At 70.0% G+C, this 26,998-nt stretch carries 20 protein-coding genes; 9 read left to right on the top strand and 11 right to left on the bottom strand.

The window, feature by feature from the left end; genetic code table 11:
* Genes AC1PMG_RS04580 through AC1PMG_RS04570 form a run of 3 tightly spaced genes read right to left on the bottom strand, consistent with a single transcriptional unit; the run spans position 1 to position 2,657 of the window.
* Positions 1–1,356: an O-antigen ligase family protein gene (locus tag AC1PMG_RS04580; protein WP_481110814.1), complete on the bottom strand. Its 1,356-nt coding sequence runs from the start codon at positions 1,354–1,356 to the stop codon at positions 1–3.
* Positions 1,337–2,449, bottom strand: coding sequence for a glycosyltransferase (locus AC1PMG_RS04575; RefSeq protein WP_481110813.1), 1,113 nt, complete (start codon positions 2,447–2,449; stop codon positions 1,337–1,339). The genes AC1PMG_RS04580 and AC1PMG_RS04575 overlap by 20 nt, the downstream gene beginning before the upstream one ends.
* Positions 2,450–2,459: 10 nt before the next feature.
* A complete protein-coding gene (locus AC1PMG_RS04570; protein WP_010344507.1) occupies positions 2,460–2,657 on the bottom strand; it encodes a zinc-finger domain-containing protein in 198 nt (65 codons plus the stop codon).
* A 203-nt stretch (positions 2,658–2,860) separates the two neighbouring features.
* On the opposite strand from AC1PMG_RS04570, the gene AC1PMG_RS04565 reads away from it, so the two are divergent.
* On the top strand, positions 2,861–3,100 hold the full coding sequence (locus AC1PMG_RS04565) for a helix-turn-helix domain-containing protein (RefSeq protein ID WP_039728970.1): 240 nt from the start codon (positions 2,861–2,863) through the stop codon (positions 3,098–3,100).
* A 466-nt stretch (positions 3,101–3,566) separates the two neighbouring features.
* Here the strand turns inward: AC1PMG_RS04565 and AC1PMG_RS04560 are convergent, their stop codons facing one another.
* Both AC1PMG_RS04560 and AC1PMG_RS04555 read right to left on the bottom strand, forming a co-directional pair.
* Positions 3,567–5,852, bottom strand: a complete 2,286-nt coding sequence (locus tag AC1PMG_RS04560) for an NADP-dependent malic enzyme (protein WP_048490875.1) — start codon at positions 5,850–5,852, stop codon at positions 3,567–3,569.
* A 148-nt stretch (positions 5,853–6,000) separates the two neighbouring features.
* On the bottom strand, positions 6,001–7,365 hold the full coding sequence (locus AC1PMG_RS04555) for a dicarboxylate/amino acid:cation symporter (RefSeq protein ID WP_342072890.1): 1,365 nt from the start codon (positions 7,363–7,365) through the stop codon (positions 6,001–6,003).
* A 449-nt stretch (positions 7,366–7,814) separates the two neighbouring features.
* Between AC1PMG_RS04555 and AC1PMG_RS04550 the strand changes: the two genes are divergently transcribed.
* Complete coding sequence (locus tag AC1PMG_RS04550) at positions 7,815–8,987, top strand: OprO/OprP family phosphate-selective porin (RefSeq protein WP_481110812.1); 1,173 nt, start codon at positions 7,815–7,817, stop codon at positions 8,985–8,987.
* 315 nt (positions 8,988–9,302) lie between these two features.
* Complete coding sequence (locus AC1PMG_RS04545; RefSeq protein WP_481110811.1) at positions 9,303–11,948, top strand: hybrid sensor histidine kinase/response regulator; 2,646 nt, start codon at positions 9,303–9,305, stop codon at positions 11,946–11,948.
* Positions 11,949–12,372: 424 nt separating this feature from the next.
* On the opposite strand, the gene AC1PMG_RS04540 is transcribed toward AC1PMG_RS04545, so the two are convergent.
* Together AC1PMG_RS04540 and AC1PMG_RS04535 are read right to left on the bottom strand one after the other, a co-directional pair.
* A complete protein-coding gene (locus tag AC1PMG_RS04540) occupies positions 12,373–12,723 on the bottom strand; it encodes a DUF5713 family protein (protein WP_153750699.1) in 351 nt (116 codons plus the stop codon).
* A 94-nt stretch (positions 12,724–12,817) separates the two neighbouring features.
* Positions 12,818–13,456 carry a LuxR C-terminal-related transcriptional regulator gene (locus AC1PMG_RS04535; protein ID WP_481110810.1) on the bottom strand — a complete coding sequence of 213 codons (639 nt, stop codon included), beginning with the start codon at positions 13,454–13,456 and terminating at the stop codon, positions 12,818–12,820.
* A gap of 19 nt (positions 13,457–13,475) precedes the next feature.
* Between AC1PMG_RS04535 and AC1PMG_RS04530 the strand changes: the two genes are divergently transcribed.
* Positions 13,476–13,742, top strand: a complete 267-nt coding sequence (locus AC1PMG_RS04530) for a hypothetical protein (protein WP_481110809.1) — start codon at positions 13,476–13,478, stop codon at positions 13,740–13,742.
* Entirely contained in the window at positions 13,739–16,873 is a 3,135-nt protein-coding gene (locus AC1PMG_RS04525; protein ID WP_481110808.1) for a two-component regulator propeller domain-containing protein, read from the top strand. Before AC1PMG_RS04530 ends, AC1PMG_RS04525 begins: the two co-directional genes overlap by 4 nt.
* Positions 16,874–17,159: 286 nt before the next feature.
* Here AC1PMG_RS04525 and AC1PMG_RS04520 read toward each other — a convergent pair whose 3' ends face one another.
* From AC1PMG_RS04520 to AC1PMG_RS04510, 3 genes are read right to left on the bottom strand one after another with little or no spacing between them, the layout of a single operon-like run.
* The gene (locus AC1PMG_RS04520) at positions 17,160–18,242 is read right to left on the bottom strand and encodes an ABC transporter substrate-binding protein (protein ID WP_342072894.1); all 1,083 of its coding nucleotides are present in this window, start codon (positions 18,240–18,242) and stop codon (positions 17,160–17,162) included.
* Positions 18,239–19,627: a sensor histidine kinase N-terminal domain-containing protein gene (locus AC1PMG_RS04515; protein ID WP_481110807.1), complete on the bottom strand. Its 1,389-nt coding sequence runs from the start codon at positions 19,625–19,627 to the stop codon at positions 18,239–18,241. The genes AC1PMG_RS04520 and AC1PMG_RS04515 overlap by 4 nt, the downstream gene beginning before the upstream one ends.
* On the bottom strand, positions 19,620–20,324 hold the full coding sequence (locus AC1PMG_RS04510; RefSeq protein WP_481110806.1) for a response regulator: 705 nt from the start codon (positions 20,322–20,324) through the stop codon (positions 19,620–19,622). Before AC1PMG_RS04510 ends, AC1PMG_RS04515 begins: the two co-directional genes overlap by 8 nt.
* A gap of 239 nt (positions 20,325–20,563) precedes the next feature.
* Here AC1PMG_RS04510 and AC1PMG_RS04505 point away from each other — a divergent pair, with 239 nt between their 5' ends.
* The 4 genes from AC1PMG_RS04505 (at position 20,564) to AC1PMG_RS04490 (ending at position 25,352) form a co-directional block, all read left to right on the top strand.
* Positions 20,564–21,754, top strand: coding sequence for an OprO/OprP family phosphate-selective porin (locus AC1PMG_RS04505; protein WP_481110805.1), 1,191 nt, complete (start codon positions 20,564–20,566; stop codon positions 21,752–21,754).
* Positions 21,755–21,879: 125 nt separating this feature from the next.
* Positions 21,880–23,205 carry a CitMHS family transporter gene (locus AC1PMG_RS04500; RefSeq protein ID WP_017913225.1) on the top strand — a complete coding sequence of 442 codons (1,326 nt, stop codon included), beginning with the start codon at positions 21,880–21,882 and terminating at the stop codon, positions 23,203–23,205.
* 123 nt (positions 23,206–23,328) lie between these two features.
* Complete coding sequence (gene phbB, locus AC1PMG_RS04495) at positions 23,329–24,069, top strand: acetoacetyl-CoA reductase (protein ID WP_010344527.1); 741 nt, start codon at positions 23,329–23,331, stop codon at positions 24,067–24,069.
* 251 nt (positions 24,070–24,320) lie between these two features.
* Positions 24,321–25,352 (top strand): LacI family DNA-binding transcriptional regulator, encoded by a 1,032-nt coding sequence (locus AC1PMG_RS04490; protein WP_481110804.1) that lies wholly within the window; start codon positions 24,321–24,323, stop codon positions 25,350–25,352.
* A 126-nt stretch (positions 25,353–25,478) separates the two neighbouring features.
* On the opposite strand, the gene AC1PMG_RS04485 is transcribed toward AC1PMG_RS04490, so the two are convergent.
* On the bottom strand, positions 25,479–26,804 hold the full coding sequence (locus AC1PMG_RS04485; RefSeq protein ID WP_481111607.1) for an MFS transporter: 1,326 nt from the start codon (positions 26,802–26,804) through the stop codon (positions 25,479–25,481).
* Between the last annotated feature and the right edge of the window lie 194 nt (positions 26,805–26,998).

The following is a 26,998-nucleotide window of genomic DNA, read 5'->3' as shown; positions in this document are numbered from 1 at the left end:
TCAGCGCGGCGCCGCAGCGTCCGTGCGTTCGGCCTGTTCGGGGTCGTTCGCCAGCAAGGCGCCGGCGTACAGGCCGATCAGCAGCATGGTCAGCCCGCCCCAGAACGACGAATAGAACGCCAGGTGGGTGTTGAACGGGAACACCGTGATCAGCAGCGCCTGCATCGCCGGGCGCGCCCGCTCGCGCGCCTGCGCCGAGGCGTAGCGCCAGGCGCGCCACGCCTGCGCGGCACCGGCCAGCCACAGCAGCAGACCGATCACGCCGGTCTCGGCGAGCACCTCGAGCACGATCTGGTGGGCATGGAAGGCCGGCTCGCGTCCCCATTCCCCGGCATGGGTCGGATCCGGGTCGCACCCGACGTAGGCCTCGCGGAAGCCGCGCACGCCGACGCCGTTGATCGGGTGCTGGCGGATCATGCACCAGGCCGCGCTCCAGATCTGCGCGCGCCCGGTCAGCGCCGCGTTGAGGTCGGCCGGATGCCCGCTGAGCGCGCGCGCGGTGCGCTCGAAGCGGTCGTGCACCTGCGGCGACACCACACCCAGCACCCCCGCCACCAGCAGTGCGGCCACGCCCAGTGCCAGCAGCTTGCGCGCGCCGAGCAGGCGCCAGCCCGACAGCACCAGCAGCACCGCGAAGGTGATCCACGACGCACGCGATCCCGCCAGCACCAGCACCACGCCAACCGCCCCTGCCGCGATCAGCCAGCCCCAGGCACCGCCGCGGCGCGCAGCCAGCCACAGCAGAAACGGCGACACGCTGGCGAGCACCTGGCCGAACTTCAGGTTGCACGGGCCGAACACGCCGCTGAGGCGATCGGCCAGGGCGATCTCCTGCGGCGTGCACAGGCCGTGGTGGCTGATCGCCCACTTCAGCTGGTCCATCGACCAGAACAGCGGGCTGGTGCCGCACAGCGCCTGCGCCAGTGCATCCACGGTCCAGAGCGCGGCGATCACCGCCAGGCCGTTGAAGGTAATGCGGCGACCGCGCGGCGTCGCCACCGCCATCGCCACCAGCCACAGGAACGGCAGGAAGCGCAGGTCCACCGCCGATTCGCGCAGCGCCAGCGGCACGTCCACCGCGCCCAGTGCCGACAGCGGCTGCGGCAGCCAATAGGTGAGGAACAGCAGTGTGGTCAGCGCCCAGGCCGGGCCGCTGAGCAGGCGCGCGCCGCCGCGGAAGCGGCTGTGCAGCAGGCGCGCCAGGGTCACCAGGGCGCCCAGCGCCAGCACCCCGGCGGCCAGGCCCGGCGCCGGCCACAGCGCGACGAACACCAGCACCCAGACTGGCGCCCAGCGTTCGCGGACCTCGGGCAAGGGAGAAGCGGACAAGGAACCGTCAGGACCGGAGTTCGTCATAGATCGCCAGAGTGCTGCGCTGCATCGCCTGCAGCGTATAGGGAAGCGTGGCCGGCGGCGCCGGCGGTTGGGCCAGCAGTCCGCGCGCGGCCGCCAGCAGGGCCACGGCGTCGAAGGTCGCCACGGCGCCGGCGGGTTGCAGCTGCGCCAGCAATTCGCCGACCCCACCATGCGCCCAGCCCAGCACCGGCCGCCCGACCGCCAGCGCCTCGACCACGGTGCGGCCGAAGGCCTCGGGCTTGCGCGACAGCTGCAGCACCAGGTCGCTGGCGGCGTAGGCGTCGGCGATGCGCGCAGTCGGCGGCGTGAACGCCACCGCGCCAGCCACGCCGAGGGTCGCCGCCTCGGCTTCCAGTTCGCGGATGTAGGCCGCGCGCCCGGCCTCGCGCGCGCCCGGCAGCCACAGCCGCGTGTCGCTTCCCTCGCCGCGCAGCGCCGCCAGCAGGCGCAGCGCATCGGCGTGGCCCTTCAGGCGCGTGCCGCGCCCCGGCAACAGCAGCAGCGGCCCGTTGCCGGCCAGCGCCGGCACCTGGCTGGAGGCCCAGGCGCGCGCCTGCGCATCGGGCCGGGGACGGCGCGGGAACTGCGCAGGATCGATGCCGCGCGGCACCACCCGCAGGCGCGCCGGATCGGTCTGCGGATAGTGCTGCAGCACGTAGTCGCGCACGGTCTCGGACACGCAGATGACCCGCTCGCCGCGGGTCATCACCGCGCTGTAGCGGCTCGGCGAGTTGAGCCCGTGCACGGTGGTGACCAGGCGCGGGCGCTGTGCCGCCGGCATGCCCTGCAGCGCGCGCCAGCCCAGCCAGGCCGGCAGCCGCGAGCGCGCGTGCACGATGTCGGCGCGCTCGCGCGCGAACAGGCGCCGCAACGCCGGCACATGGCGCAGGGTCAGCAAGGATTTGCGGCCGATGTCCAGGGCGATGTGTTCGGCGCCGGTGGCGGCCAGCGCCGGCAGCAGCCGGCCGCCGGCCGACACGACCACGGCGCGATGCCCGGCCTCGACCAAGGCCTGGGCGATTTCCAGGGTGGACCGCTCGACGCCGCCGGACTCCAGCGCCGGCAGCAGCTGCACCACGGTCAGGCGGTGCATCGAACCCGGATCAGTCGACCAGCACGAAGACCGCGCCGCAGTACGGGCACTTGGCTTCAAGGCCCGGCTCATCCTCGATCGGCAGGTAGACCCGCGGATGCGAGTTCCACAGCGCCATTTCCGGGGTCGGGCAGCTCAGCGGCAGGTCGGCGCGGCGCACCTCGTAGCGCGTCTGGGCATTGGCGGGCGCGGTGGCGGTATGGCTCATGGCGGTGGGGACACGGCGAAGGGGACAGACGATTCTAGCAGCCCGTCCCGGGGCCGGGCGCGGGTCCGGACGGCCGTCGCGGGAGACCTTCTTTCACGCGCCTTTCCTATCTGCTTGATGCAGGGCGAACGCGACACTATGCTGGTGTCACGCGGCGCCGACATGCCGCTTTGAGGTGTCTCGTGGATATAGGTGTGCGTTTGATGCAGGCGCGGCGAAATGCCGGTTTCACACTGCGCGAGCTTGCCGCCTTGCTGGGCGTGGCGCATAGCACCCTGGGTCATTGGGAGAACAACCGTTCGGTCCCCAATGCCCGGCATTTGTTGAAGATCGCCGAACTTACCGGCGTCGATGCCTATGTGCTGCTGACCGGCAAGCCTTCCAAGCTGAACCAGACCGACAGCGACAGCCTGCCGTTGCCGGTGGGCAAGCGCATGGCCTGAGCGCGGCGCGGCGCCGCTGGCGCCGTCCCCGTGCCCGGCTGTACCCCGCGCAGCCCAGGTGCCGGCTGCGCGTGAAGACGCGACTCGCACTGCGACACTGGCTGTCGCCCCCATATGAAACCGCTTCCAGCCCCGCCCTTTCGCTGATCTCGCCGCAATCCGGCGCAGCGGTTGCGGCACGCGGGCCGCTTCAGCGCCACTCCCTCACTGCCCCTGGCGCAATCGCGGCGCCTCCCCTGCCAGTCATTCCGTCTGCGGCGACATCACGCGCTTCAGTCACGGCCTCGCGCACGACCTCGCACCTGAGGCGCGCGCAGCGTGCGAGCGGAGCTGCTGAGGACATGAGAGTGGCAGCCATGCTGCCAGCCGTGCCGTTCGCGCACGCCCGAAGCGCCGCGGGAGCACATGCAGCCGCACCGGCACCGCAGTCATGCGGGCCGGTGCGGGCTGGAAGCCGCGTGGCGGCTTACTTTTCCGCTTCAAGCTGCTTGCGGATCTGCGCATCGACCGCGGCGATCGCGGTCATGTTCATCACCCGGCGCGAGGTGGCGCTGGTGGTGAGGATGTGTACCGCCTTGGAAATGCCCATCAGGATCGGGCCGATCGCCACGCCGTCGGTGAACACGCGCACCAGGTTGTAGGCGATGTTGGCCGCTTCCAGGTTCGGCAGCACGAACAGGTTGGCGCGGCCCTTGAGCGTGCTGTTGGGCATGATCTGCTTGCGCAGCGCCTCGTCCCACGCGGTGTCGCCCTGCATCTCGCCATCGATGTTGAGCTCGGGCTTGCGCTTGAGCAGCGCCTCGCGCACCTGGCGCATCTTCAGCGCGTCGCGCGAATCGTGGCTGCCGAAATTGGAATGCGACAGCAGCGCGATGTTCGGCTCGATGCCGAACAGCTTCAGGCGATAGGCGGCCTGCAGCGTGGCTTCGACGATCTGCTCCACGCTCGGATCTTCCTGCACGTGGGTGTCGACGAAGAAGAACGCGCCCTGCTGATTGATCACGCCGGTCATCGCCGAGGTCGAGCTGACCTTCGGCTCCAGCGGAATCACGCTGCGCGCGTAGCCGAGCTTCTTGTGGAAGCGGCCGACCACACCGGTGAGCAGCGCGTCGGCTTCGCCGCGCGCGACCATCACCGCCGCGATCAGCGTCGGCCGCGAGCGCATCAGTTCCTTGGCCGCGGTGACGGTGACGCCGCGGCGCTCGGTGAGCGCGTGGTAGTACTGCCAGTAGTCGTTGAAGCGCGGATCGTCGTGGATGTTGGTGATCTCGAAATCCACGCCGGCGGTGATGCGCAGGCCCAGGCGCTGGATGCGCGCCTCGATCACGTCGGGACGGCCGATCAGGATCGGGAACGCCAGGCCCTCGTCGATCACGCTCTGCACCGCGCGCAGCACCACTTCCTCTTCGCCCTCGGCATAGACCACGCGCTGCTTGTCGGCGCGGGCGCGGTCGTACACCGGCTTCATCATCAGGCTGGTGCGGTAGACGAACTGGCTGAGCTTGTCGCGGTAGGCGGCCATGTCGGCGATCGGCCGCGTGGCCACGCCGGAATCCATCGCCGCCTGCGCCACCGCCGAGGACAGCTCGACCAGCAGGCGCGGATCCAGCGGCCGCGGGATCAGGTAGTCGGGGCCGAAGCTCGGCGTCTCGCCGCCGTAGGCCGCACCGAGGTCCGAAGCCTCGCGCCGCGCCATCGCCGCGATCGCCTTGACGCAGGCGATCTTCATTTCCTCGTTGATGCCGGTGGCGCCGACGTCGATGGCGCCGCGGAACAGGTAGGGGAAGCACAGCACGTTGTTGATCTGGTTCGGATAGTCCGAACGGCCGGTGCCGATGATCGCGTCCGGACGCACCGCCTTGGCCGCCTCCGGCGTGATCTCCGGATTCGGGTTGGCCAGGGCGAAGATCACCGGCTGCGGCGCCATCGTCGCCACCATCTCCGGCTTGAGGATGCCGGCGGCCGACAGGCCGAGGAAGATGTCCGCGCCCTCGACGATCTCGGCCAGGGTGCGCTTGTCGGTGTCGCGCGCGTAGCGCGCCTTGTCCGGATCCAGGTCGGTGCGACCGGTGTGGATCACACCGTCGCGATCCAGGGCCAGGATGTTCTCCGGCTTCAGGCCGAGCGAGACCAGCATGTTGACGCAGGAGATGCCGGCCGCGCCCATGCCGGTGGTGGCCAGCTTGACCTCTTCGATCTTCTTGCCGGTGACCACCAGCGCATTGAGCACGGCCGCGCCGACGATGATCGCGGTGCCGTGCTGGTCGTCGTGGAACACCGGGATGTTCATGCGCTCGCGCAGCTTGCGCTCGACGATGAAGCACTCCGGCGCCTTGATGTCTTCCAGGTTGATGCCGCCGAAGGTCGGCTCGAGGCTGGCGATGATGTCGACCAGCTTGTCCGGATCGTTCTCGTTGATCTCGATGTCGAACACGTCGATGCCGGCGAACTTCTGGAACAGCACGCCCTTGCCTTCCATCACCGGCTTGGATGCCAGCGGGCCGATGTTGCCCAGGCCCAGCACCGCGGTGCCGTTGCTGATCACCGCCACCAGGTTGCCGCGCGCGGTCAGTTCGCTGGCCTGTTTCGGATCGGCGACGATGGCCTCGCAGGCGAAGGCGACGCCCGGCGAATAGGCCAGGGAGAGATCGCGCTGGGTCAGCATCGGCTTGGTCGCGGAGACCTTGATCTTGCCCGGCGGCTGTTGGCGGTGATAGTCGAGTGCGGCCTGTTTGAAATCGTCGTTTGACATCGAGGGCTTCTTTTGTCGAAAGGCGCGGAGGCCCGGAATTCTACTCCCAGCGGCAGGAGCGGTCCTGTCTGGCGGCTGTCGCCACGGCCTTGGGGGCAGGAAAAACGCAACGCGCCGGCAAGGCCGGCGCGTCGTGTGATGCAAGGGATCAGCGCGTGGCGAGCGGTTCGGCCGCCACCGCCGGCAGCGGTTCGGCCTCGCCATCCAGCGCCAGCCGCAGGCGGTCGCGATCCAGCGCATTCTCCCAGCGCGAGACCACTACGGTGGCCACCGCATTGCCCATGAAGTTGGTCAGCGAGCGGCATTCGCTCATGAAGCGGTCCACGCCCAGGATCAACGCCATGCCGGCCACCGGCACTTCCGGCACCACCGCCAGCGTCGCCGCCAGGGTGATGAAGCCGGCGCCGGTCACACCGGCCGCGCCCTTGGAGCTGAGCATCGCCACCAGCAGCAGCGTGATCTGATGCCCCAGGGTCAGTTCGGTGTTGGTGGCCTGCGCGATGAACAGCGCCGCCAGCGTCATGTAGATGTTGGTGCCGTCGAGGTTGAACGAGTAACCGGTGGGCACCACTAGGCCGACCACCGACTTCTCGCACCCGGCGCGCTCCATCTTCTCCATCAGCGACGGCAGCGCCGATTCGGACGAGGACGTGCCCAGCACCAGCAACAGTTCCGTCTTGAGGTAGCGGATCAGCTTGAAGATCGAGAAGCCGCACAGATAGGCGACCGCGCCGAGGATCACCACCACGAACAGCAGCGAGGTGACGTAAAACGAACCGACCAGCCAGGCCAGCTGCACCAGCGAGTGCAGGCCGTGCTCGCCGATGGTGTAGGCGATCGCGCCCAGCGCGCCGATCGGCGCGGCCTTCATCAGGATGTGCACCAGCTTGAACACCGGCGCGATCAGCGCCTCCAGGAAGTTCAGGACCGGCTTGCCGCGCTCGCCGACCATGGCCAGCGACACGCCGAACAGCACGGCGACGAACAGCACCTGCAGCACGTTGGTCCCGACCAGCTTGCCGTTGACCACCTGGTCGCCGGTGAACGCACCGACCAGCGAGTTGGGGATGATGTCCATCAGGAAGCCGACCAGGGTCAGGTCGTGCGACTTCTGCACGTAGCTGGCGACCTTGCTCTGGTCCAGCGTGGCCAGGTTGACGTCCATGCCCGCGCCGGGCTGCACCACGTGCGCGACGATCATGCCCACCACCAGCGCCAGGGTGGAGAAGAACAGGAAGTACACCATCGCCTTGCCGAACACCCGGCCCACCGTCTTCAGGTGCGTCATGCCGGCGATGCCGGTGACGATGGTCAGGAAGATCACCGGCGCGATGATCATCTTCACCAGCTTGATGAAGGCATCGGCCAGCGGCTTGAGCTGCGTGGCGATCTGCGGCTCCAGATGACCGAGCACGGCACCGATGACGATGGCCACCAGCACCTGGACGTAGGTATGCCGGTAGAACGGCACCGGCCGCGGCGCAGGGCTGGCCGGGGAAGTTGAGATATGCATCGAAGGCACTCCGGGACGGTCCGCCCACCCGACGCGGGTCGCGGAATGCTGCCTTTGTACGCGTCGCCAGCGTCTAAGCAGATAACCTATTGGTACTAGACCCGGCGCCGCGCCGTGTCGACGCGGTTACAGTGGCGCGGTAGGCTCACGGAAGGGCTAACGCAACGCCGCACGCAGACGCCGCCCCTCGCGGCCGATGGCGGCGCCGTCGCCATCGCAGCGCGCGTCTTCAGGGGGAGACGGCGCCGCAGGACTGCAACATCGCCGTAAAGAACGGCCGGGCGCGTCCGCTATTGCATGCAGGGGGCATCACGTCCGGCACCGTGTCCGCATCGCAGCGGCCTCGCCGTTCGCGTGCGGTCCGCCGCCGCACTGCCCGCGCCATCCATGGCACCACCAGCCCGGCCGGGGACTGCCGCGCCTTCATTCCTTACCGAGACGACTCCATCATGCGCCACACTCTCCTCTTCGCTGCGCTGGGCCTGACCGCCGCCGCTCCCGCCGTCGCCGCCAACGGCTTCGACGACTGGCCGACCAAGGTCGCCTTCAACGACGGCACCGAACTGGCCGTGACCGGCAACTACGCCTACGACTGGAACAACTTCTCCAACGACGACGGCCGCCTGGAGGACGACAACGCGTTCCGGCGCAAGGAGTTCGGCGCCACGTTGAAGAAGAAGGGCGTGTACGACGCGATGGTGTACTTCGACTTCGAGTCCAAGCTGTGGCTGGACGTGTTCTTCCGCTTCGAGACCAAGGCCCTGTTCGGCGCCGACTACGGCAAGGTGCGCCTGGGCTACATCAAGGTGCCGGTGGGCCTGGAAGGCGTGACCAGCTCGCGCGCGGACAGCTTCATGGAAGTGGCGCTGCCGGTGCAGGCCATCTACCAGGGCCGTCGCACCGGTGTGGAGTGGACCTTCGAGCGTCCGCAATACCTGCTGCAGGCCGGCGCCTACGGCGGCAAGGACCTGCAGGGCGACAACCCCGGCACCACCCAGGCGGTGCGCGGCGTGTGGACCCCGTTCAAGGCCGACGGCGACGTGCTGCACCTGGGCCTGGCGTACTCGCAGGAGAATCCGCGCGGCTACCACAACGGCCTGGACGTGAGCTTCAGCCCGCGCGCACGCTTCCGTGCGCGTCCGGAAGCCGGCCTGACCGACGTGCGCCTGATCGATTCGGGCACGCTGGTCGACGTCGACCAGGTGCGCCGCACCGGCCTGGAGGCGATCTGGATCAAGGGACCGTTCTCGATGCAGGGCGAGGCGCTGCGCGCCGACGTCACCCGCGACAACGGCCGCCCCGACTACACCGCCGACGGCCAGTACGTGTTCGCCAGCTACGTGCTGACCGGCGAATCGCGGCCGTACAGCGCCGGCAACGTCGGCAACATCAAGCCGGCCAACGCCTACGGCGCGGTCGAGCTGCTGGCGCGCTACAGCCGCCTGGACCTGGACGACGGCACGGTGCTCGGCGGCCGCCAGCACGACTGGACCTTCGGCGCCAACTGGTACCTGACCAGCCACTTCAAGTTCCAGGTCAACTACGTGCGCGCCGATGCCGAACGCGCCGGCGTGCACGTCAAGCCGAACTCGCTGGACGTCCGCGCCCAGGTCCAGTTCTGAGCCTGCGCACGCCGGCCGATCCGAGGCGATCGGCCGGCGTGCACCCCGCTGCGCCAGCCGCAAAGGCTGCGCAGCGAACCGCAGGATGGGCCTTGGCGATACCAAGAACCTAGCGCGCTGCGGCCTCGGCGCCCAGAGCGTGTTCGCGGCACATCCGCAAGACGACACCGGCAACGTTCCCTGATGCGATCGCCGTTCCACCTGCCGGCGGTTTCCGCTCGTTGGCGGTCCGCGACGCCCGCCATCACCGCCGCATGCCGCAAACAGCAGCGCACCCTCTAAGCTGATGCGGTCCCGGTCGCCGCGTTCTTCCGCATGCCCTCGCTTCTGCGCCATCGTCGCCTGATCCTGCTGCTGGTCGTCATCGTCGGCGGCATGGTGCTGGCGATGCTGTCGGCGCAGCACGTCGCCGAACAGCGCGCGTTGCGCGCCGAGAGCGTGCAACTGCGGCAACAGCTGGAGCTGTATGCGCAGACGCTGCAGCAGCGCATCGACCGCTACCGCACACTGCCGCAGGTGCTGGCGCTGGATCCGGAACTGCGCGACGCCCTGACCCATCCGCTGGACGCGGCCACGCAGCAGCAGTTGAACCTGAAGCTGGAACGCGCCAACGACGTCACCCGCTCCTCGACCCTGACCCTGATCGATGCCAACGGCGTGGCCCTGGCCGCCAGCAACTGGCGCCTGGCCAGCAGCAACGTCGGCGCCGACTACAGCTTCCGCCCGTACGTGAAGCAGGCATTGGCGCAGGGCAAGGGCCGCTTCTACGGCATCGGCATGACCACCGGCGTGCCCGGCTACTTCCTGTCGCAGGCGATCCTCGACGCACGCGGGCGCCCGCTCGGGGTGATCGTGATCAAGATCGAACTGGCCGCGCTGGAGCACGAATGGCTGCGCGTGCCCGACGTGGTGCTGGTCAGCGACAGCCATGGCGTGGTGTTCCTGTCCAGCCGCGACGTCTGGCGCTATCGCCAGTTGCAACCGCTCAGCGCGCACGAGCGCGACGAACTGCTGGCCACCCGCCAGTACGCGCAGCAGACGCTGTTGCCGGCGCGACGGCGGGTGCTGGAGACGCTGGACGACGGCGGCCAGGTGATGCGCATCGACATGCCCGCACAACCCGCCCCGCTGCTGTGGCAGAGCATGGCGCTGCCGGAAGGCGGCTGGCGCCTGCACCTGCTGCACGACGTCGGCGGCAGCCGCGCGGCCGGCCGCGCCGCCGCGCTGGCCGCGGCCGGCATCTGGCTGGCGCTGTCGTTCCTGGGCCTGCTGTTCCAGCAGCGCCAGCGCCTGGCGCGGCTGCGCCAGCGCAGCCGGCGCGAACTGGAGGCGTTGCTGCAGCAACATGCGCAGGAGCTGCGCACCGCCCAGGACGGCATCGTGCAGGCCGCGCAGCAGGCCGACACCGGCCTCAGCCGCAGCCTGGAGCACCTGCCGCAGGGCGTGGTGATCATTGATGCGCAACTGCGTCTGGTGGCGTGGAATTCGCGCTATCTGGAGATCTTCCGCTTCCCGCCGGAACTGATCCGGGTCGGGCGCCCGATCGAGGATGTGTTCCGCTACAACGCGCGTCGCGGCCTGCTCGGCCCCGGCCCGGTGGAAGCGGCGATCCAGCGCCGCCTGGATCACCTGCGCAGCGGCCGCCCGCACATGCGCGAAAGCGAGAAGGACGACGGCACGGTGCTGGAGATCCGCGGCAATCCGCTGCCCGACGGCGGTTTCGTCACCAGCTACGCCGACATCACCAGCTACAAGAACGCCGCGCGCGAATTGCGCTCGCTGGCCGACGCGCTGGAGCATCGCGTGGCCGAACGCACCCACGACCTGGCCGAGGCCAAGCGCGAGGCCGAGAACGCCAACCGCTACAAGACCCGCTTCGTGGCCTCGGCGGTGCACGACCTGCTGCAGCCGCTCAACGCCGCGCGCATGTTCGTCTCGGCGCTGCGCGGCAAGCTGCACGAGGCGGATGCGCGGCAGATCGCCGACCACGTCGACAACGCGCTGGCGGCACAGGACGCGATCCTCAACAGCCTGCTGGACATCTCGCGACTGGAAGCGGGCACGTTGAAGACGCAGGTGCAGGACCTGGCGCTGGACCCGCTGCTGCAGACCCTGGCACGCGAGTTCGGCATCGTCGCCGAAGGCCGTGGGCTGCGCCTGGACTACGTACCGACCCGCGCCACCGTGCGCAGCGATGCGACCCTGCTGCGGCGCATCCTGCAGAACTTCCTGTCCAACGCGGTGCGCTACACCCCGCGCGGGCGGGTGCTGCTGGGTTGCCGGCGCGACGGGGCGCAGCTGCGCATCGAAGTGCACGATCAGGGACCGGGTATTCCCGACGCCCTGCAGCAGGAGATCTTCGAGGAATTCCGCCGGCTTGGCGACGGCGTCGCCAACGACCGCGGCGCCGGCCTCGGCCTGGCGATCGTGGAGCGCATCGGCCGCCTGCTCGGCCATCGCATCGGCCTGCGCTCGCAGTTGGGCCGCGGCAGCGTGTTCTCGGTGACCGTGCTGCTGGGCGATGCCGCCGCGGCGCAACGCCAGGTGCCGGCGGCGATGGCCAGCGACAACGGCGACGACCCGATCCTGCACGGCTGCCGGGTCTGGTGCATCGACGACGACCCGCGCGTCTGCGAGGCCAGCCGGACCCTGCTGACGCGCTGGGCCTGCCAGGTGGAACTGGCCGCCGGCCCGGACCAGGCGCTGGCCGTAGCGCAGCCGGCGCAGGCGCCGGAACTGGTGTTGCTGGACGTGCGCATGGGCGACTGCCACGGCCCGACCCTGTTCGCGCAGCTGTGCGCACGCTGGCAGGCCGAGCCGCGGGTGATCCTGGTCACCGCCGAAGCCGACCCGGCCCTGCGCACCTTGGCACAGGACCGCGGCTGGGGCTTCCTGGCCAAACCGGTACGGGCCCCGGCCCTGCGCGCGCTGATGACGCAGATGCTGCTGCGGCGTGGTTGAGGCGTTCGCTTGGTCGGCGGGCAACGGTGGCTACGGCAACGCTACCCTGTCGGCCAGCTATTCGCGGTGACCGCGCGGCGCAGGCGGATTTTCGCTTTGGGTTTTGGGGAGTTCGGATCTCTAGCTGCCGTACCCTCATCCGCCCCTGCGGGGCACCTTCTCCCGGGGGGAGAAGGAAGGCGCTAGCCCCTCTCCCCTCGGGAGAGGGGTTGGGGTGAGGGTACGGACGCGCAGCGCCGCGTCAAAACTGATATGCCCCCTGCTCTGCCCTTGCGGCGATGACCACCATGGCTGTCGCACCCTCATCCGCCCCTGCGGGGCACCTTCTCCCGAGGGGAGAAGGAAAAAGCCGGCGGCGCCGCGCTTTAGCCCCTCTCCCCCCGGGAGAGGGGTTGGGGTGAGGGTACGGGGCGCCGCGCGATGTCTACCACTCGCGCGGGGCGATCAGCTCTTCGACGTCGGCGTCGGCGAACCCATAGGCCTTGGCGATGTGCAGGAAGTCCACGCCGATGTTCTCGCTTGCGGCGGTCTCGATCTCGCTGTCGTGGGCCTCGAACTCCAGCGCCAGCTTGTTGAACTCTTCGGTGGCGGCATGGGTGAGCCGGTACAGCGCCGGCAGGTCCGCCGGTGCCTGCGCCTCGATCGCCTCGCACAACCGCAGCAGGATCTTCTGTCCCTTGCCGACCAGCGACGGGGGGAAGTAGTCGTCGTCCAGCATCTCCTGCAGGAACGGATAGTGGGCGGTCTGCTCGTTGCGGATGGTCGTGGTGGGCATGGTCCGGTGGTCTCCGCCCGCGGGGGGCGCGGGCATCGGCGCATAGCATCGCGTATCCGGGCGCCGCAGAAAACGCCCCCCGCCGGCGCCCGGTTCAGGCCTCGCCTTCCGGCTCCAGCGCCTTCACCAGCACCGCGGCCTGGGTGCGGCTGTGGCATTCGAGCTTCTTCAGGATCGCGGTCACGTGGACCTTGACGGTGTTCTCGGCCAGGCCCAGTTCGTAGGCGATCTGCTTGTTGAGCAGGCCGTCGGCCAGGCACAGCAGCACCCGGAACTGCTGCGGGGTCAGTTGCGCCAGGCGCGCCGCCAGCTGCGCATCGGCCTCCGACCGCGCCGCGGTCAGCGGTGGGAACCAGGTGCCGCCTTCGAGCACGGCCGCCACCGCAATGCCGATGGTCTCGGCCGGCGAGGACTTGGGAATGAAGCCGGCCGCGCCGAACTGCTGCGCGCGGCGGATCACCCGCGGATGGTCGTTGGAGGAAATCACCACCACCGGCACGTCCGGGCGCTCGCCGCGCACGTGCAGCAGGGCCGAGAAGCCGCGCGCGCCGGGCATGGCCAGGTCCAGCAGGATCAGGTCGGCATCGGCCTGCGCGGCCAGCGCGGCGTCCAGGGTGCCAGCGCTGGCCGCCTCCACCACCAGGGCGCGCGGCAAGGCCTGGCGCAACGCGTGCAGCACGGCGGCGCGGAACAGCGGGTGGTCGTCGGCGACCAGGATCGTCGGGGCATCCATGGGCGTGAAGGCGGCTGGCATGACGCTGCAACGCGGCGTCGGGTGGGCGCGGACAACGCGCAGGACCCGCAGTGTACGTGCGTGGCCGTTGGATGCCGAGTGCGCGGGGGCCGATCGGGCGGCGGCGGATTGGCCGAGACCGGCGTGCCGGGTGCCTGCGGAGAAACTCGTGCAGGACGCCGCGCACAGCACCGCCACGCCGCGCGTGGCCCTCCGCAGCGCGCAGCAAGGCGTCCTCGGCCGCGCATTCAAGGCCGGCCCCACCATGGCCGATAACACGGCGTGACCGTCTCGTTCTCCAATCTGCTGGGCCGCCTGCCGCTGGCCGCGTCCTGCCTCATCGTGTGCCTGGCGCTCGCGCCGGACGCGTCCGCGGCCGCCACGACAAGCGACGACGACCTGCCCAGCAGCCTGGAGCACTTCGGCCTGGACGAGGGCCTGTCGCAGCTGTCGATCAACGCCCTGCAGAGCGACGACCAGGGCTTCCTGTGGGTGGGCACGCAGGAAGGCCTGAACCGCTTCGACGGGCATCTGTTCCGCGCCTACCGGCGCGAACTCGGCAGCGACAGCCGGCAGAGCCTGCTCAGCAGCAGCATCGACAGCATCGGCTTCGAGCCGCGCGGCACCCGCCTGTGGCTGGGCACCAACGACGCCGGCCTGGAAGTGATCGAGCTGGCGACCTGGCAACACCACCGTCTCGGCGCCAAGCAGGGCCTGTCGCACAACCGCGTCACCCAGATCCTGATCGATCCGCAGGGCGGCGCGTGGCTGGGCACCGAACGCGGGGCGGACCGGGTCGAGGCCGACCTGCAGCGGGCGCGCCCGCTGGGCGGCGATGCGCCGGTGGTGGGCCTGACCTGGATGCCGGACGGCAAGCAGCCGGTGGCGCTGGACCGGCAATGCCGGCTGTGGCGACTCGGCCACGACGCGCGCGAGGAACTGCCGGCACCGCCCGGCATCGACGAATGCGTGGGCCTGCAGTCCGGCCCGGAAGGGCTGTGGCTGGCCTCGGCACGCGGCGGTCTGTTCCGGCTCGATGCGCAGGGCGCGGTGCTGGCGCACTGGACGCCAGCGCAGTTGCTCACCGGCGGCAGCGACCTCAGCGCGCTGATCCGGCTGCACGACGGCCGCGTGCTGGTCGGCACCACCAATGCCACGGTGACGCAACTGGACAGCGCGCAGCATGCGCCGCAGCGGCTGAGCTTCGACATGCCGCCCAACAGCGCCATCATCCGCTTCTACCAGGCGCCCGACGGCACCTGGTGGATCGGCACCTACACCGGCGGGCTGTACCGGGTGCGTCCGTTGTCGGCGGTGATCCGCAACGACGAGGAGCACGTCAGCGACACCCATGCCTGGCCCAGCAGCAGCGTGCGCAGTATCTGGCGCGACGGCGAGCGCATGCTGATCGGCACCGACCAGGGCCTGCTGCTGCGCGACAGCAGCCGTGCCGCCTGGCAGCTGGTACCCGGGCTGGCCAGCCAGGCGATCCGCAGCATCGCCGCCGACCGCGACGGCTGGTGGCTGGGCACGCGCCAGGGGCTGTGGCGCCTGGACCGCAACGGCGCAGTGCGGCGCCTGGGCGGGCTGGCCGACGAGCACGTCAACGATCTGCTGCTGGAAGGCGACACGCTGTGGGTGGCCACCCGCCGCGGCCTGACCCGCGTGGTCGATGGGCGCGTGCGCAACGATCCGCGCTGGGCACCCCTAAACGGGCACACCCTGACCCGGGTCTACCGCGACAGCGAAGACACGCTGTGGATCGGCTGCAACGACTGCGGCGTGTGGCGCATGCGCAGCGGCCGTCCCGCCGAGCCGTACCGCCCGCGCGGCAGCACCCTGTACCCCTCGGTGTGGTCGCTGTACGAACACGACGGCGTACTGTGGGTGGGCACGTTCTCCGGCGGGCTGTACCGCATCGACCTCAAGCGCGACGTGGCGCTGCGCTACAGCGACCGCGAGGGGCTCAGCAGCAACGTCATCTACACGATCCTGCCGGATCCGCAGGGGCGGCTGTGGCTGAGCACCAACAACGGCCTGAGCGTGCTCGATCCGCGCACGCGCATCGTGCAGAGCCTGGGCCGCCGCGACGGCCTGCAGAACCAGGAGTACAACAGCGGCCGCGGCTACCGCGACGCGCACGGCCTGCTGTATTTCGGCGGCACCCAGGGCGTGGACGTGATCGATCCCACGCGCCTGCCGCTGCGCAGCCCGCAGGCACGCGCGGTACTGACCGACCTGCGCATCCTCACGGCCGGCGAGGACCGCAACGGCAGCGAGAACCAGACCGAGAGCGACGTGGTCTACGCGCAGCGCATCGCCCTGGACCATCGCGACAACGTGTTCACCATCGGCATGACCGCGATCGACTTCGCCGCCCCGGGCACCGCGCGCCTGCGCTACCGCGTCGATGGGCTGCAGAAGGGCTGGGTGTACCCGCAGACCGCGCACAGCGATTTCTCGGTCAGCCACCTGCCACCGGACCGCTACACGCTGGTGGTGGAAGCGGCCGGGCGCGACGGCCAGTTCGGTGGCGCGCGGCGGCTGCAGATCGAGGTGCTGCCGCCGCCCTGGCGGCATCCGCTGGCCTACGCCGGCTACGTGGTGCTGGGCCTGGCGCTGCTCGGCCTGGCGCTGCAGCGGGTGCGGCGCACGGTCAACCGCGAGCGCGACATGGTGGAACTGCTCAACCTGACCGTGGCCGAGCGCACCCGCCAGCTCGAACGCGCCAACCAGCAGTTGCTGCAGAGCAATGCGCGCCTGCAGGCGGCCACGCGCCTGGATCCGCTGACCCAGGTCGCCAACCGCCGCGAGCTGCAGGACTGGCTGGCGCGCGAATGCCCGGCCCTGCTGGCGGCGCTGGACGACGGCAGCAGCGCCGATGCGCTGTACTTCTTCATGATCGACGTGGACAACTTCAAGCGCATCAACGACGACTACGGCCACCAGGCCGGCGACGCCGCGCTGGTGCACTGCGCCGATCGCCTGCGCGGACTGTGCGGCGAACGCGACCTGCTGGTGCGCTGGGGCGGCGAGGAGTTCCTGCTGGTCACCCGCCTGCCGCGCGAGGACGCCGCCAGCGACCTGGCCGAACGCCTGCGCGCGGCGGTGGCGACGCAGCGCTTCGCGCTGGCCGAGCGCGAACTGACCCTGACCTGCTCCATCGGCTTCGCCCCGTGGCCGTTCGTCGCCGCGTGGCCGGCGCTGGGCGACTGGGAACAGGGCGTGGGCCTGGCCGACCGTTGCCTCTACGCCGCCAAGGGCGCCGGCAAGGACGCCTGGGTGGGACTGGCCCCGGGCGCGGCGCCGGACCGGCCGCGCCTGCACGCGCTGCTGGCCGGCGGCGCACCGGAAGAACTGGGCGACAGCGTACGCGTGCTGTGTTCGCCCGGGCGCCAACCGCGCTTCGCGCGCTGAGCGACGCCGGCGCCCTAGGGCGTGTCACCAATCCCCGAGCATGCCGCGCCGCGGTTGCGCGTGCCTGTGGCAAGGAAGAGCGAGGAAGTGGACGTGCGTCCACGCCCGAGCGATGACGCGGCCACGGGCGCGCGCAACCGCGGCCCTTCGGGTTGGGCCTGGAAGGCGCGCGGCCGGCGCCGCGCGGCTTGACCTGACGGCCAGTCAGGCGCTGCGCCACGCAACGCCGGCCGCGCGCCTGCCAGACCCAACGCGGCATGCTCGGGGATTGGTGACACGCCCTAGCTCAGCGCGGCGGCGCCTGCTGCATGCTGCTGCGCCAGGCGTCCAGGAACTGACGTCGCTTCAGCGCATCCAGGTACACCAGCAGCCCCGGCCCGAGCGCGATCGGGCGGAACGCCGCGGCGGCGGCCGGCCCACCCTGCACCGCCACGCCCGGCTGCGGCAGGATCGGCTGCAGCCGCGCCTCGCGCGACAGCCCCTGCTGCCCGCGCGGCGAGAGCAGGTAATCCAGGAAACGGCGCGCCTCGGCCGCGTGCGGGCTGTCGCGCGGGATCACCGCGGTGCGCAGCGCGACCAGGGTATAGTCCTCCGGCTGCACGATCGCCAGCGGCGCGCCGGCATCGATGCGCGCCTGCGCGTACGAACCCAGCACGTTGTAGGCCAGCAGCAGGTCGCCGCGCGCGACCTTGTCCAGCAGCACGCCGGTGCGTTCTTCCAGCACCACCTGGTTGTCGCCCATCGCCGCCAGCAGCGCACCGGCCATGCTGCCGAGCTGGCTGTCCTGGGTCGCGAACAGGTAGCCCACGCCGCTGCGCTCCACGTCGTAGGTGCCGATACGCCCACGCAGCGGCGAGCCCGGCGCACGCAGCAGTTCCAGCAGCCGGCGGCGGGTGCGCGGCACCTGCGCGGCCGGCAGCCGTGCGGTGTTGTAGACGATCGCCACCGGCTCGTAGCTGATGCCGAAGACCTCGTGCCGCCACTGCGCCCACGCCGGCAGCGCCTCGGTCTGCGGCGAGCGGTGCGCCAGTGCGTGGCCGTCGTTCACCAGCTTGGTCTGTAGATCCATGCTGGCGCTGATCAACAGATCGGCGCAGCGCGGGCCAGGGCCGGGATGCAGATAGCGCTGGTAGATGTCCCAGGCGATCGCGTCCTGGTACACCACCTCGGTCTGCGGATGCAGGCGCTGGTAGTCGCCGATCACCGCGGCGAACACCTCGATGTCGGTCGAGCCCTGGATGCACAGCTGCGCGGTGGCGGCACCCTGCGCCGGGAAGCGGCGCACGTCGCCGGGCGCGGCCAGGGCACTGCCGGCGAGCAGCAGGGTCAGCAACAGCGGCAGACGACGCAACAGCGCGGGCAGGGTCATGGATGCAACCTCGGCAGGTGCAGGCTGGCGATCAGGCCGCCGCCCACGCGATTGGACAGGTCGATGCGCCCGCCATGGGCCTCGACCACGCGCTTGACGATCGCCAGGCCCAGCCCGGCGCCGCCGGCGGCCGCGCCCTCGCCGCGCACGAAGCGCTCGAATACGCGCTCGGCCTCGGCGGCCGCAATGCCCGGGCCATGGTCGGCCACGGTCACCACGCAATCGCGCGCGCTGCAGGTCAGCGCCACCTGCAGCGCGCCGTCGCCGCCGTACTTGCAGGCATTGTCGATCAGGTTCTTGATCGCCTCGCGCAACAGCAGCGCGTCGCCGCGCACCAGCGCCGGCTCGCTGGCGACGGCCAGTTGCACGCGCGGCCGCGGCGCGGCCTGCGGCACGGCCTCGTGCAGCGCCTGGTGCAGCACCTCGGCCAGGTCGACGCTGGCGTAGCGCTGCAGGTTGGAGCGGTGGATCACGCTGGCGTCGCTGAGCAACTGGTTGAGCAGGCGGCTCATGTGCGTGGCGTTGCGCTCGATCGCTTCCAGGCTGCGGCGCATCTCGCGCGGGTCGTCCTCGTCCAGCGCGAGTTGCGCCTGCGCGCGCAGCGCCGCCAGCGGCGTGCGCATCTGGTGCGCGGCCTCGGCCATGAACGCACGCAGGGTCTCGTTGCTGCCGGCCAGGCGCGCCATGAAGCGGTTCAGCGCCGCCACCATCTGCTGCATCTCCTGCGGCGCCGTCGCGGCAACCGGCTTCAGTTCGGACGGTTCGCGCCGCGACAGTTCGCGCTCCAGCGTGCGCAGCGGCCGCAGCGCACGCGACACGCCCAGCCACACCAGCGCCAACGCCAGCAGCGACAGCAACGCGATCGCGACCAGCGCATGCAGCACCACGTCCTGCGCCAGCGCCTCGCGTGCGCGCCGGGTCTGCCCCACCTGCACCCACACCTGGTCCTGCACCGCCGCCGAGGACACCCGCCGCGACACCACCGCAAAGCGCACCGGCTCGCCGCTGTAGACCGCATCGAACAAGCGCGGCGGCGCGCTGGCGCGCGGCAGCGACGGCGCCGCCGGCAGGTCGTCGTAGCCGGTGATGGTGCGCCCGCGCGCGTCGAACACGCGGTAGAACACCCGGTCCTCCGGCGCCATCGCCAGCAGGTCCAGTGCCGCATACGGCAGGTCCACCTGCCATTGGCCGCCGGCCAGCGCCACCGAGTCGACGATGGACAGCGCCGAGGACACCAGCAGGTGATCGTAGGAGCGGTTGGCGGCACGTTGGCCGTAGTCGCGGGCGACGAAGAACAGCGCCACCGCGCCGAGCAGCGACAGCGCGCCCAGGTAGCGCAGCAGCGTGCGCCGGATCGATGGCACAGGCGGCGCGGCCTCAGCCATCGGCGTCCGCTGCCGCCGGATCCGGCGGCGTCGCGGCCGCCTCCAGCTTGTAGCCGACGCCGCGCACGGTGACGATGCGCAGCGGCGCGTCGGCCAGCTTCTTGCGCAAGCGCCCAACGTACAGTTCGATCGCATTCGGCCCGACCTCGTCGTCGAAGCCGAACAGGCCGTTGCCGATCTCGTCCTTGCCCACCACCTGGCCGAGCCGGCCGATCAGGATCTCCAGCAGCCGGTACTCGCGGTTGGGCAATTCGATCGGGTTTCCGTCCAGGCTGACGCTGTGCGCGGCGTTGTCGAAGGCGAAGCCGCCGAGCTGCACCACCTCGCTGGCCTGGCCGCGATTGCGGCGCAGCAACACCCGGCAGCGCGCCTCGAACTCGCGAAAGTCGAACGGCTTGCCCAGGTAATCGTCGGCGCCCACGTCCAGCGCCTGCACCCGATCCTCGATGCCGTCGCGCGCGGTCAGCATCAGCACCGGCGTGGTATCGCCGCGCTCGCGCAGCCCGGCCAGCACCCGCAGCCCGTCCAGCCCCGGCAGGCCGATGTCCAGCACCACCAGATCGAAACGCTGGTAGCGCAGCACCCCGGCCGCACTCAAGCCATCGCGCTGCCAATCCACCGCATGCCCGCTGCGGCGCATGCGCCGCACGATCGCGTCGGCGAGATCGGCGTTGTCTTCTACTAAAAGCAGGCGCATGTGTCGGGATTCGGGAATGGGGATTGGGGATTCGCAAAAGCGGCTCCGCGCACGCCGGATGCTAACGCGCTTGTGGCAAAGCAGACAGCCGCAGTGCGCTGTTGCCAATCCCGAATCCCCAATCCCGGCCCCACCGACAGGTCGATGACAGCTACGTCCGACTAGGCTGCGTCCATGCCGGTCCGCGGCCGTTGCGGACGGACCGATCCAATCGCTGCGACACGCACCTGGGAGGGGACGTGGAACTGAAGACTCTGACATGGGGCAGCGCCTGCGCGTTGCTGTGCCTGGCCGGATCGGCGCACGCCGCCACCGACGACGACGGCCCAGTCACCGCCGAACTCGGCGGGCGCCTGCACTGGGATTTCGCCCACTTCGACAACGACCGGCGCGGCACGCCCAATCCCGACGACACCGAGATCCGCCGCCTGTGGCTGGACGTGTCCGGCAAGGTCTTCGGCTTCGGCTACAAGGTCGAAGGCGATTTCGCCGGGCTGCAGGACGACTTCAACGGCAAGGGTATCGAGGCCAAGGACGTCTACATCACCCGCAAGTTCGGCGCAGGCACGCTCACCGTGGGCCAGTTCAAGCAGTACTTCACCCTCGACGACCGCACCGGTTCCAACTTCGGCCAGTTCCTGGAGCGCAGCGGTGCGGCCAGTACGCTCGCGCCGCTGTACCGCAAGGCGGTGTCGTGGCAGGCCGCGGGCACCGACTACACCTGGGCGGCCAGCGTCTACAGCCTGCAGAGCATCGACGTCTCCAACGTCCGCGGCCATGCGTTCGGCGGCCGCGGCACCTGGGCGCCGGGCGCGCGCGACGGCGACGTGCTGCACCTGGGCCTGTCGCTGGCGCACGAGCACTACGACCATCCTGGTGCCGGCGGCGCGCCGGCGCTGAGCATCCGCCCGCGCCCTGCCGGGCATCTGTCCGACGACAGCCGCGTCACCCTGGCGCGCTTCGCCGACGGCCGCGACACCGACGTGGACAAGTGGTCGCTGGAATACGCGCAGGTGCGCGGGCCGCTGTCGTGGCAGGGCGAGTTCAGCGGCGGGCTGTTCGACGACGGCGCGCAGCGCGCCGACGTGATGGCGGCCTACGGCTTCGTCAGTTGGTTCGCCACCGGCGAATCGCGCCGCTACGACAGCAAGACCGGGCGTTTCACCCGCATCAAGCAGGTCAATCACAAACACGGCGCCTTCGAGCTGGCGCTGCGCTACGACCGCATGTGGGGCGCGCAGCACCGCGACGGGCAACCCGATCTGCTCGACGCCTCCACCGCCTCGTGGACGCTGGCCGGCAACTGGTACCTCAAGCCGAACCTGCGGCTGATGCTCAACCTGATCGACAGCCGCAACCGCGATCACCTGGCGGGCGTGACGCTGGACCATACCCGCGCGATTACCGGTCGTTTCCAGTACGACTTCTGAGTCCTCCGCTCCTCTGTAGGAGCGGCTTCAGCCGCGACAGATCCCTCCGATGCCGGCCTGTCGCGGCTGAAGCCGCTCTTACAAAAACCGCAACGCCTCTTCCCCCGTACCACCAAGGAACTTCCATGCTGACCGCGCTCGGTTTCGGAATGGTCATTACCTTCATGTACCTGATCATGAGCAAGCGGCTGTCGCCGCTGGTCGCGCTGATCATCGTGCCGATCGTGTTCGCGCTGGCTGGCGGCTTCGGCACCGGCATCAACGAGATGATGCTGGAGGGGATCAAGAAGATCGCGCCCACCGGCGTCATGCTGATGTTCGCGATCCTGTACTTCGGGGTGATGATCGACGCCGGCCTGTTCGATCCGCTGGTGCGGCGCATCCTGCGCCTGGTCAAGGGCGACCCGATGAAGATCGTGGTCGGCACCGCGGTGCTGGCGCTGCTGATCTCGCTCGACGGCGACGGCTCCACCACCTACATGATCACCGTCTCGGCGATGCTGCCGCTGTATCGGCGGCTGGGCATGAACGCATTGAACATGACCTGCGTGACCATCCTCGCCGGCGGGGTGATGAACCTGACGCCGTGGGGTGGCCCCACCGCGCGTGCGGCCACCGCGCTGCACGTGGACCCAGCCGACGTGTTCGTGCCGCTGGTGCCGGCGATGGCGCTGGCGATCGTCGGCATCCTGCTGCTGGCCTGGTACCTGGGCATGAAGGAGCGCCGCCGCCTCGGCGTGGTGACGCTGCCCGGCGATGCCTGGATGGACGGCAGCGTGGCCGACGACGGCGAGGCGCTGCCCACCGTGGAGGATGCCGAGGACATCAAGCGGCCGCGGCTGTTGTGGGTGAACCTGGCGCTGACCCTGGCGCTGATGGCGGCGCTGGTGATCGGCGTGCTGCCGATGCCGGTGCTGTTCATGATCGGCTTCGCCCTGGCGCTGCTGATCAACTACCCGAACCTGGCCGAGCAGCGCCGCCGTCTGGTCAACCATGCCGGCAATGTGCTGTCGGTGGTGTCGCTGATCTTCGCCGCCGGCGTGTTCACCGGCATCCTTTCCAACACCGGCATGGTCGAGGCGATGTCGCGCAGCTTCCTGGCGGTGATCCCCGACGCCTGGGGGCCGTACCTGGCGGTGATCACCGCGCTGGCGAGCATGCCCTTCACCTTCTTCATGTCCAACGACGCCTTCTACTTCGGCGTGCTGCCGATCCTGTCCGACGCGGCCAGCCACTACGGCATCACCCCGGTGGAAATGGCCCGCGCCTCGCTGGCCGGGCAGCCGGTGCACCTGCTCAGCCCGCTGGTGCCGTCCACCTACCTACTGGTCGGCCTGGCCAAGGTCGACTTCGCCGACCACCAGCGCTTCACCCTGAAGTGGGCGGTGCTGGTGTCGTTGGTATTGATGGGCGGCGGGTTGTTGTTCGGCCTGTTTCCGCTGGCGAAGTGAGCGCCGCCCGGGATTGGGGATTGGGCATTCGGGATTGGTAAAAGCCACTGCCCGCGCCCATCCAATCCCGACTCCCCAATCCCGAATCCCCAATCCCGAATCCCAACTCCGAAGGAGTTCACCGTGACCCTCAGAATCGCCTACGTCACCAGCGGCATGGGCAGTATCGGCACCGCGATCTGCCAGAAGCTGGCGCGCAACGGCCATACCGTGGTCGCCGGCTGCGGGCCGGACTCGCCGCGCAAGTCGGCGTGGCTGCGCGAGCAGCGCGAGCTCGGCTTCGACTTCATCGCCTCCGAGGGCAACGCCACCGACTGGGATTCGACGGTGGCGGCGTTCGCCAAGGTCAAGGCCGAGGTCGGCGAGATCGACGTGCTGGTCAACAACGCCGGCGGCAGCCGCGACATGCTGTTCCGGCAGATGGGCCGCGAGGACTGGCAGGCGGTGATCGCCAGCAACCTGCATGCGCTGTTCAACATCACCAAGCAAGTGGTGGACGGCATGACCGCGCGCGGCTGGGGCCGCATCGTCAACATCGGCGCGGTCAGCGCGCAGAAGGGCCAGATCGGGCAGATCAACTACGCCACCGCCAAGGCGGCGATGCAGGGCTTCAGCCGCGCGCTGGCGCAGGAAGTGGCCTCGCGGGGCGTCACCGTCAACACCGTCTCGCCCGGCTACATCGCCAGCGCGGCGATCAGCGGCTTCCCGCCGGACGTGCTCGATCGCCTGGCCAGTTCGGTACCGCTGCGCCGGCTCGGCAAGCCCGAGGAAGTGGCGGCGCTGTGCGCCTGGCTGGCCTCCGACGAGGCCGCCTACGTCACCGGTGCCGACTACGCGGTCAATGGCGGCCTGCACATGGCCTAGCGCCTCGCCTGCCCCGCATAGCGCCACGGTTGCGCGTGCATGGCGCGGGGCGCGGGGCGTGGAACTGCGCTCAACCGCGACGAGACCGCCCGCGCGCTGCCGCCGGATTCGGCCGGCAGGCACGCCGCGGTATCCGCGGACAGACATGCAGCGCTCCGCCGCCGCGGCGATGCAGCCGCGGCGTGCAAAGCGCCGCGACGCCCGCCTGGCATACACTGCCGGTTCCGCTTCGTCCGTCGCGCCCGCTCCGCATGTCCGACAAACCCGAACCTGGCGCGCCCGCCGCGCGCCTGCAGATGGCCGACATCGCGCGCATGGCCGGCGTGTCCGAATCCACGGTGTCGCGTGCGCTGGCCGACAACCCGGTGGTCGCCGAACGCACCCGCGCCTACATCAAGCAGCTCGCCCGCGACGCCGGCTACCGCGTCGATCCGGTGGCGCGCAGCCTGCGCTCGCGCCGCTCCAACATCGTCTGCGTGGCGGTGCCGCTGATGCACGCGCACGAGCAGCCGCTGTCGGACCCGTTCATGATGACCATGCTGGCGCTGCTCGCCGACGCGCTGACCGCGCGTGGCTACAGCATGCTGCTGTCCAAGCTGGACCAGCACCAGGATCACTGGGTCGAGGACCTGGCGCGCAATAGCCGCGCCGACGGCGTCATCATGCTCGGCCAGAGCCACGAGCATGCGTCGCTCGACGCGGCCGCGCGCGGCGGCCTGCCGATGTTGGTGTGGGGCAGCCGCATCGACGGCCAGGCCTATGCCAGCGTGGGCAGCGACAACCTGCGCGGCGGCGAACTGGCCACCGCACACCTGATCGAGCACGGCCGCCAGCGCATCGCCTTCCTTGGCGACGAGCAGCTACCGGAAGTGGCGCCGCGCTTCGCCGGCTACCGGCGCATGCTCGACGCGCACGGCCTGGCATTCGATCCGCGGCTGCACGCGCGCAGCCACTTCCTCAGCGAGGACGCCTACCGCCTGACCCGCGCAATGCTGAAGAAGACCGATCCGCCGGACGCGGTCTTCGCCGCCTCCGACGTGATCGCCCTGGGCGCGATCCGCGCCCTGATCGAAGCCGGCCACCGCGTCCCCCAGGACATCGCCCTGGTCGGCTTCGACGACATCCCCCTGGCCGCCTACAGCCAGCCACCGCTGACCACCGTGCGCCAGGATCTGGCCCATGCCGCCACCCTGCTGGTGGACGGCGTGCTGAACCTGATCGCCGGCACGTCGGTGGAATCGGTGGAGCTGCCGGTGAGTCTGGTGGTGCGGGAGTCGGCGTGAGGGGCCGGAATTGGGCATTCGGGATTGGGGATTCGTAAAAGCGGGAACTTGCGCGCCGAACGTGCACTAGCAGAGTCGGCTTTTTCCAATCCCGAATCCCGAATGCCCAATCCCTGCTCCACCGCTTTACGAATCCCGAATCCCCACTCCCGAATCCCGCCCCCTCACCAACAACATCGCCACCGCCGCCGCCAGCATCAACGCACCGGCCAGGCGAATCACGTTGCGCGGGTCGCCCTGCAGCAGGCGGTCGTAGTACAGCGGCAGGGTCACGATCTGGATCAGCATCGGCAGCACGATGAACAGGTTGAACAGGCCCATGTACACGCCGGTGCGTTCGGGCGGGATGCTGTTGGCCAGCATCAGGTAGGGATTGCCCATCATGCTGGCCCAGGCCAGGCCGATGCCGAGCATCGGCAGCAGCAACAGCCAGCGGTCGTGGATCGACGGCAGCACGCACATGCCGACGCCGGCGGCGACCAGGCAGGCGGCATGGGTGGCCTTGGGACCGAACCGCCGCGCCACCGGCACCATCGCGAACGCGGCCAGGAAGGCGACGAAGTTGTAGAAGCCGCCGATCTGGCCGTTGACCAGGCCGGCCTCGCGGAAGCCGTGCGAATCGGCTGCGGTGGTGCCGAACAATGTGGTCGACAGCGACAGCACGATGTATTGCCAGTAGCAGAACATCGCATACCACTGGAACAGCATCACCGGCGCCATCTGCCGCATCGTCGGCGGCATCTGCCGCACCGCGTCGACGATCTCGCGTAGCGTCGCCAGCGGCCCGACCGCGGCGCCGCGCAGGCGCTGCAGTTGCGCCGCCGGCAGCACCGGCTCGCGCACGCTGCGCGCGGTGAGCAGGATCGACGCGGCGGAAAAGCCCGCACCGATCGCGAAGGCGGCAATGGTGACGTAGGGAATGTGGTGGGCATTGGCCGCGTCCTGGTTCATGCCCAGCCACACCAGCAGCGGCGGGGTGACGTAGGCCAGGGTCTGGCCGAGGCCGGTGAACGCACTCTGGGTCAGGTAGCCCAGCGGCCGCTGCGGCGGCGCCAGCACGTCGCTGACCAGTGCGCGGTACGGCTCCATCGCCACGTTGTTGGCCGCATCCAGCATCCACAGCAACGCCACCGCCATCCACAGCGCCATGCTGAAGGGCATGGTCAGCAGGCACAGGCTGCAGACCAGCGCGCCCACCACCATGTACGGCATGCGCCGGCCCCAGCGGGTCACCGTGCGGTCGCTGAGCACGCCGACCACCGGCTGCAGCACCAACCCGGTGATCGGGCCGGCCAGCCACAGGTACGGCAGGTTGGCATGGTCGGCGCCCAGGTAGTTGTAGATCGGGCTCATGTTGCTCTGCTGCAGCCCGAAGCTGTACTGCACGCCGAAGAAACCGGCGTTGAGCGCCAGCACGCGCGAGAGCGGAAGCAGGGGACGATCGGAACGCATCAGCATCGGCATCGGCCTGAACGGGTCGGACACGCGGGAGGCGTGCCGCAGCGGCGGAGCGGAGTGTCGCCGCGCCTGCAATCGTTTGTAACGCTGCGTTGCACCATGCAGAATGCCTCGATCTCCCAACGTAGAGTTGAGCTAAAGCACCGCCGGTGGATTTGCTGCATTGCAAATTGCAATCGATTGCGGAC

The sequence above is a fragment of the Xanthomonas sp. NCPPB 2250 genome, from assembly GCF_056725265.1.
The sequence above is the reverse complement of the archived record's forward strand: the minus strand, read 5'-3'. Positions and strand labels throughout refer to the sequence as shown.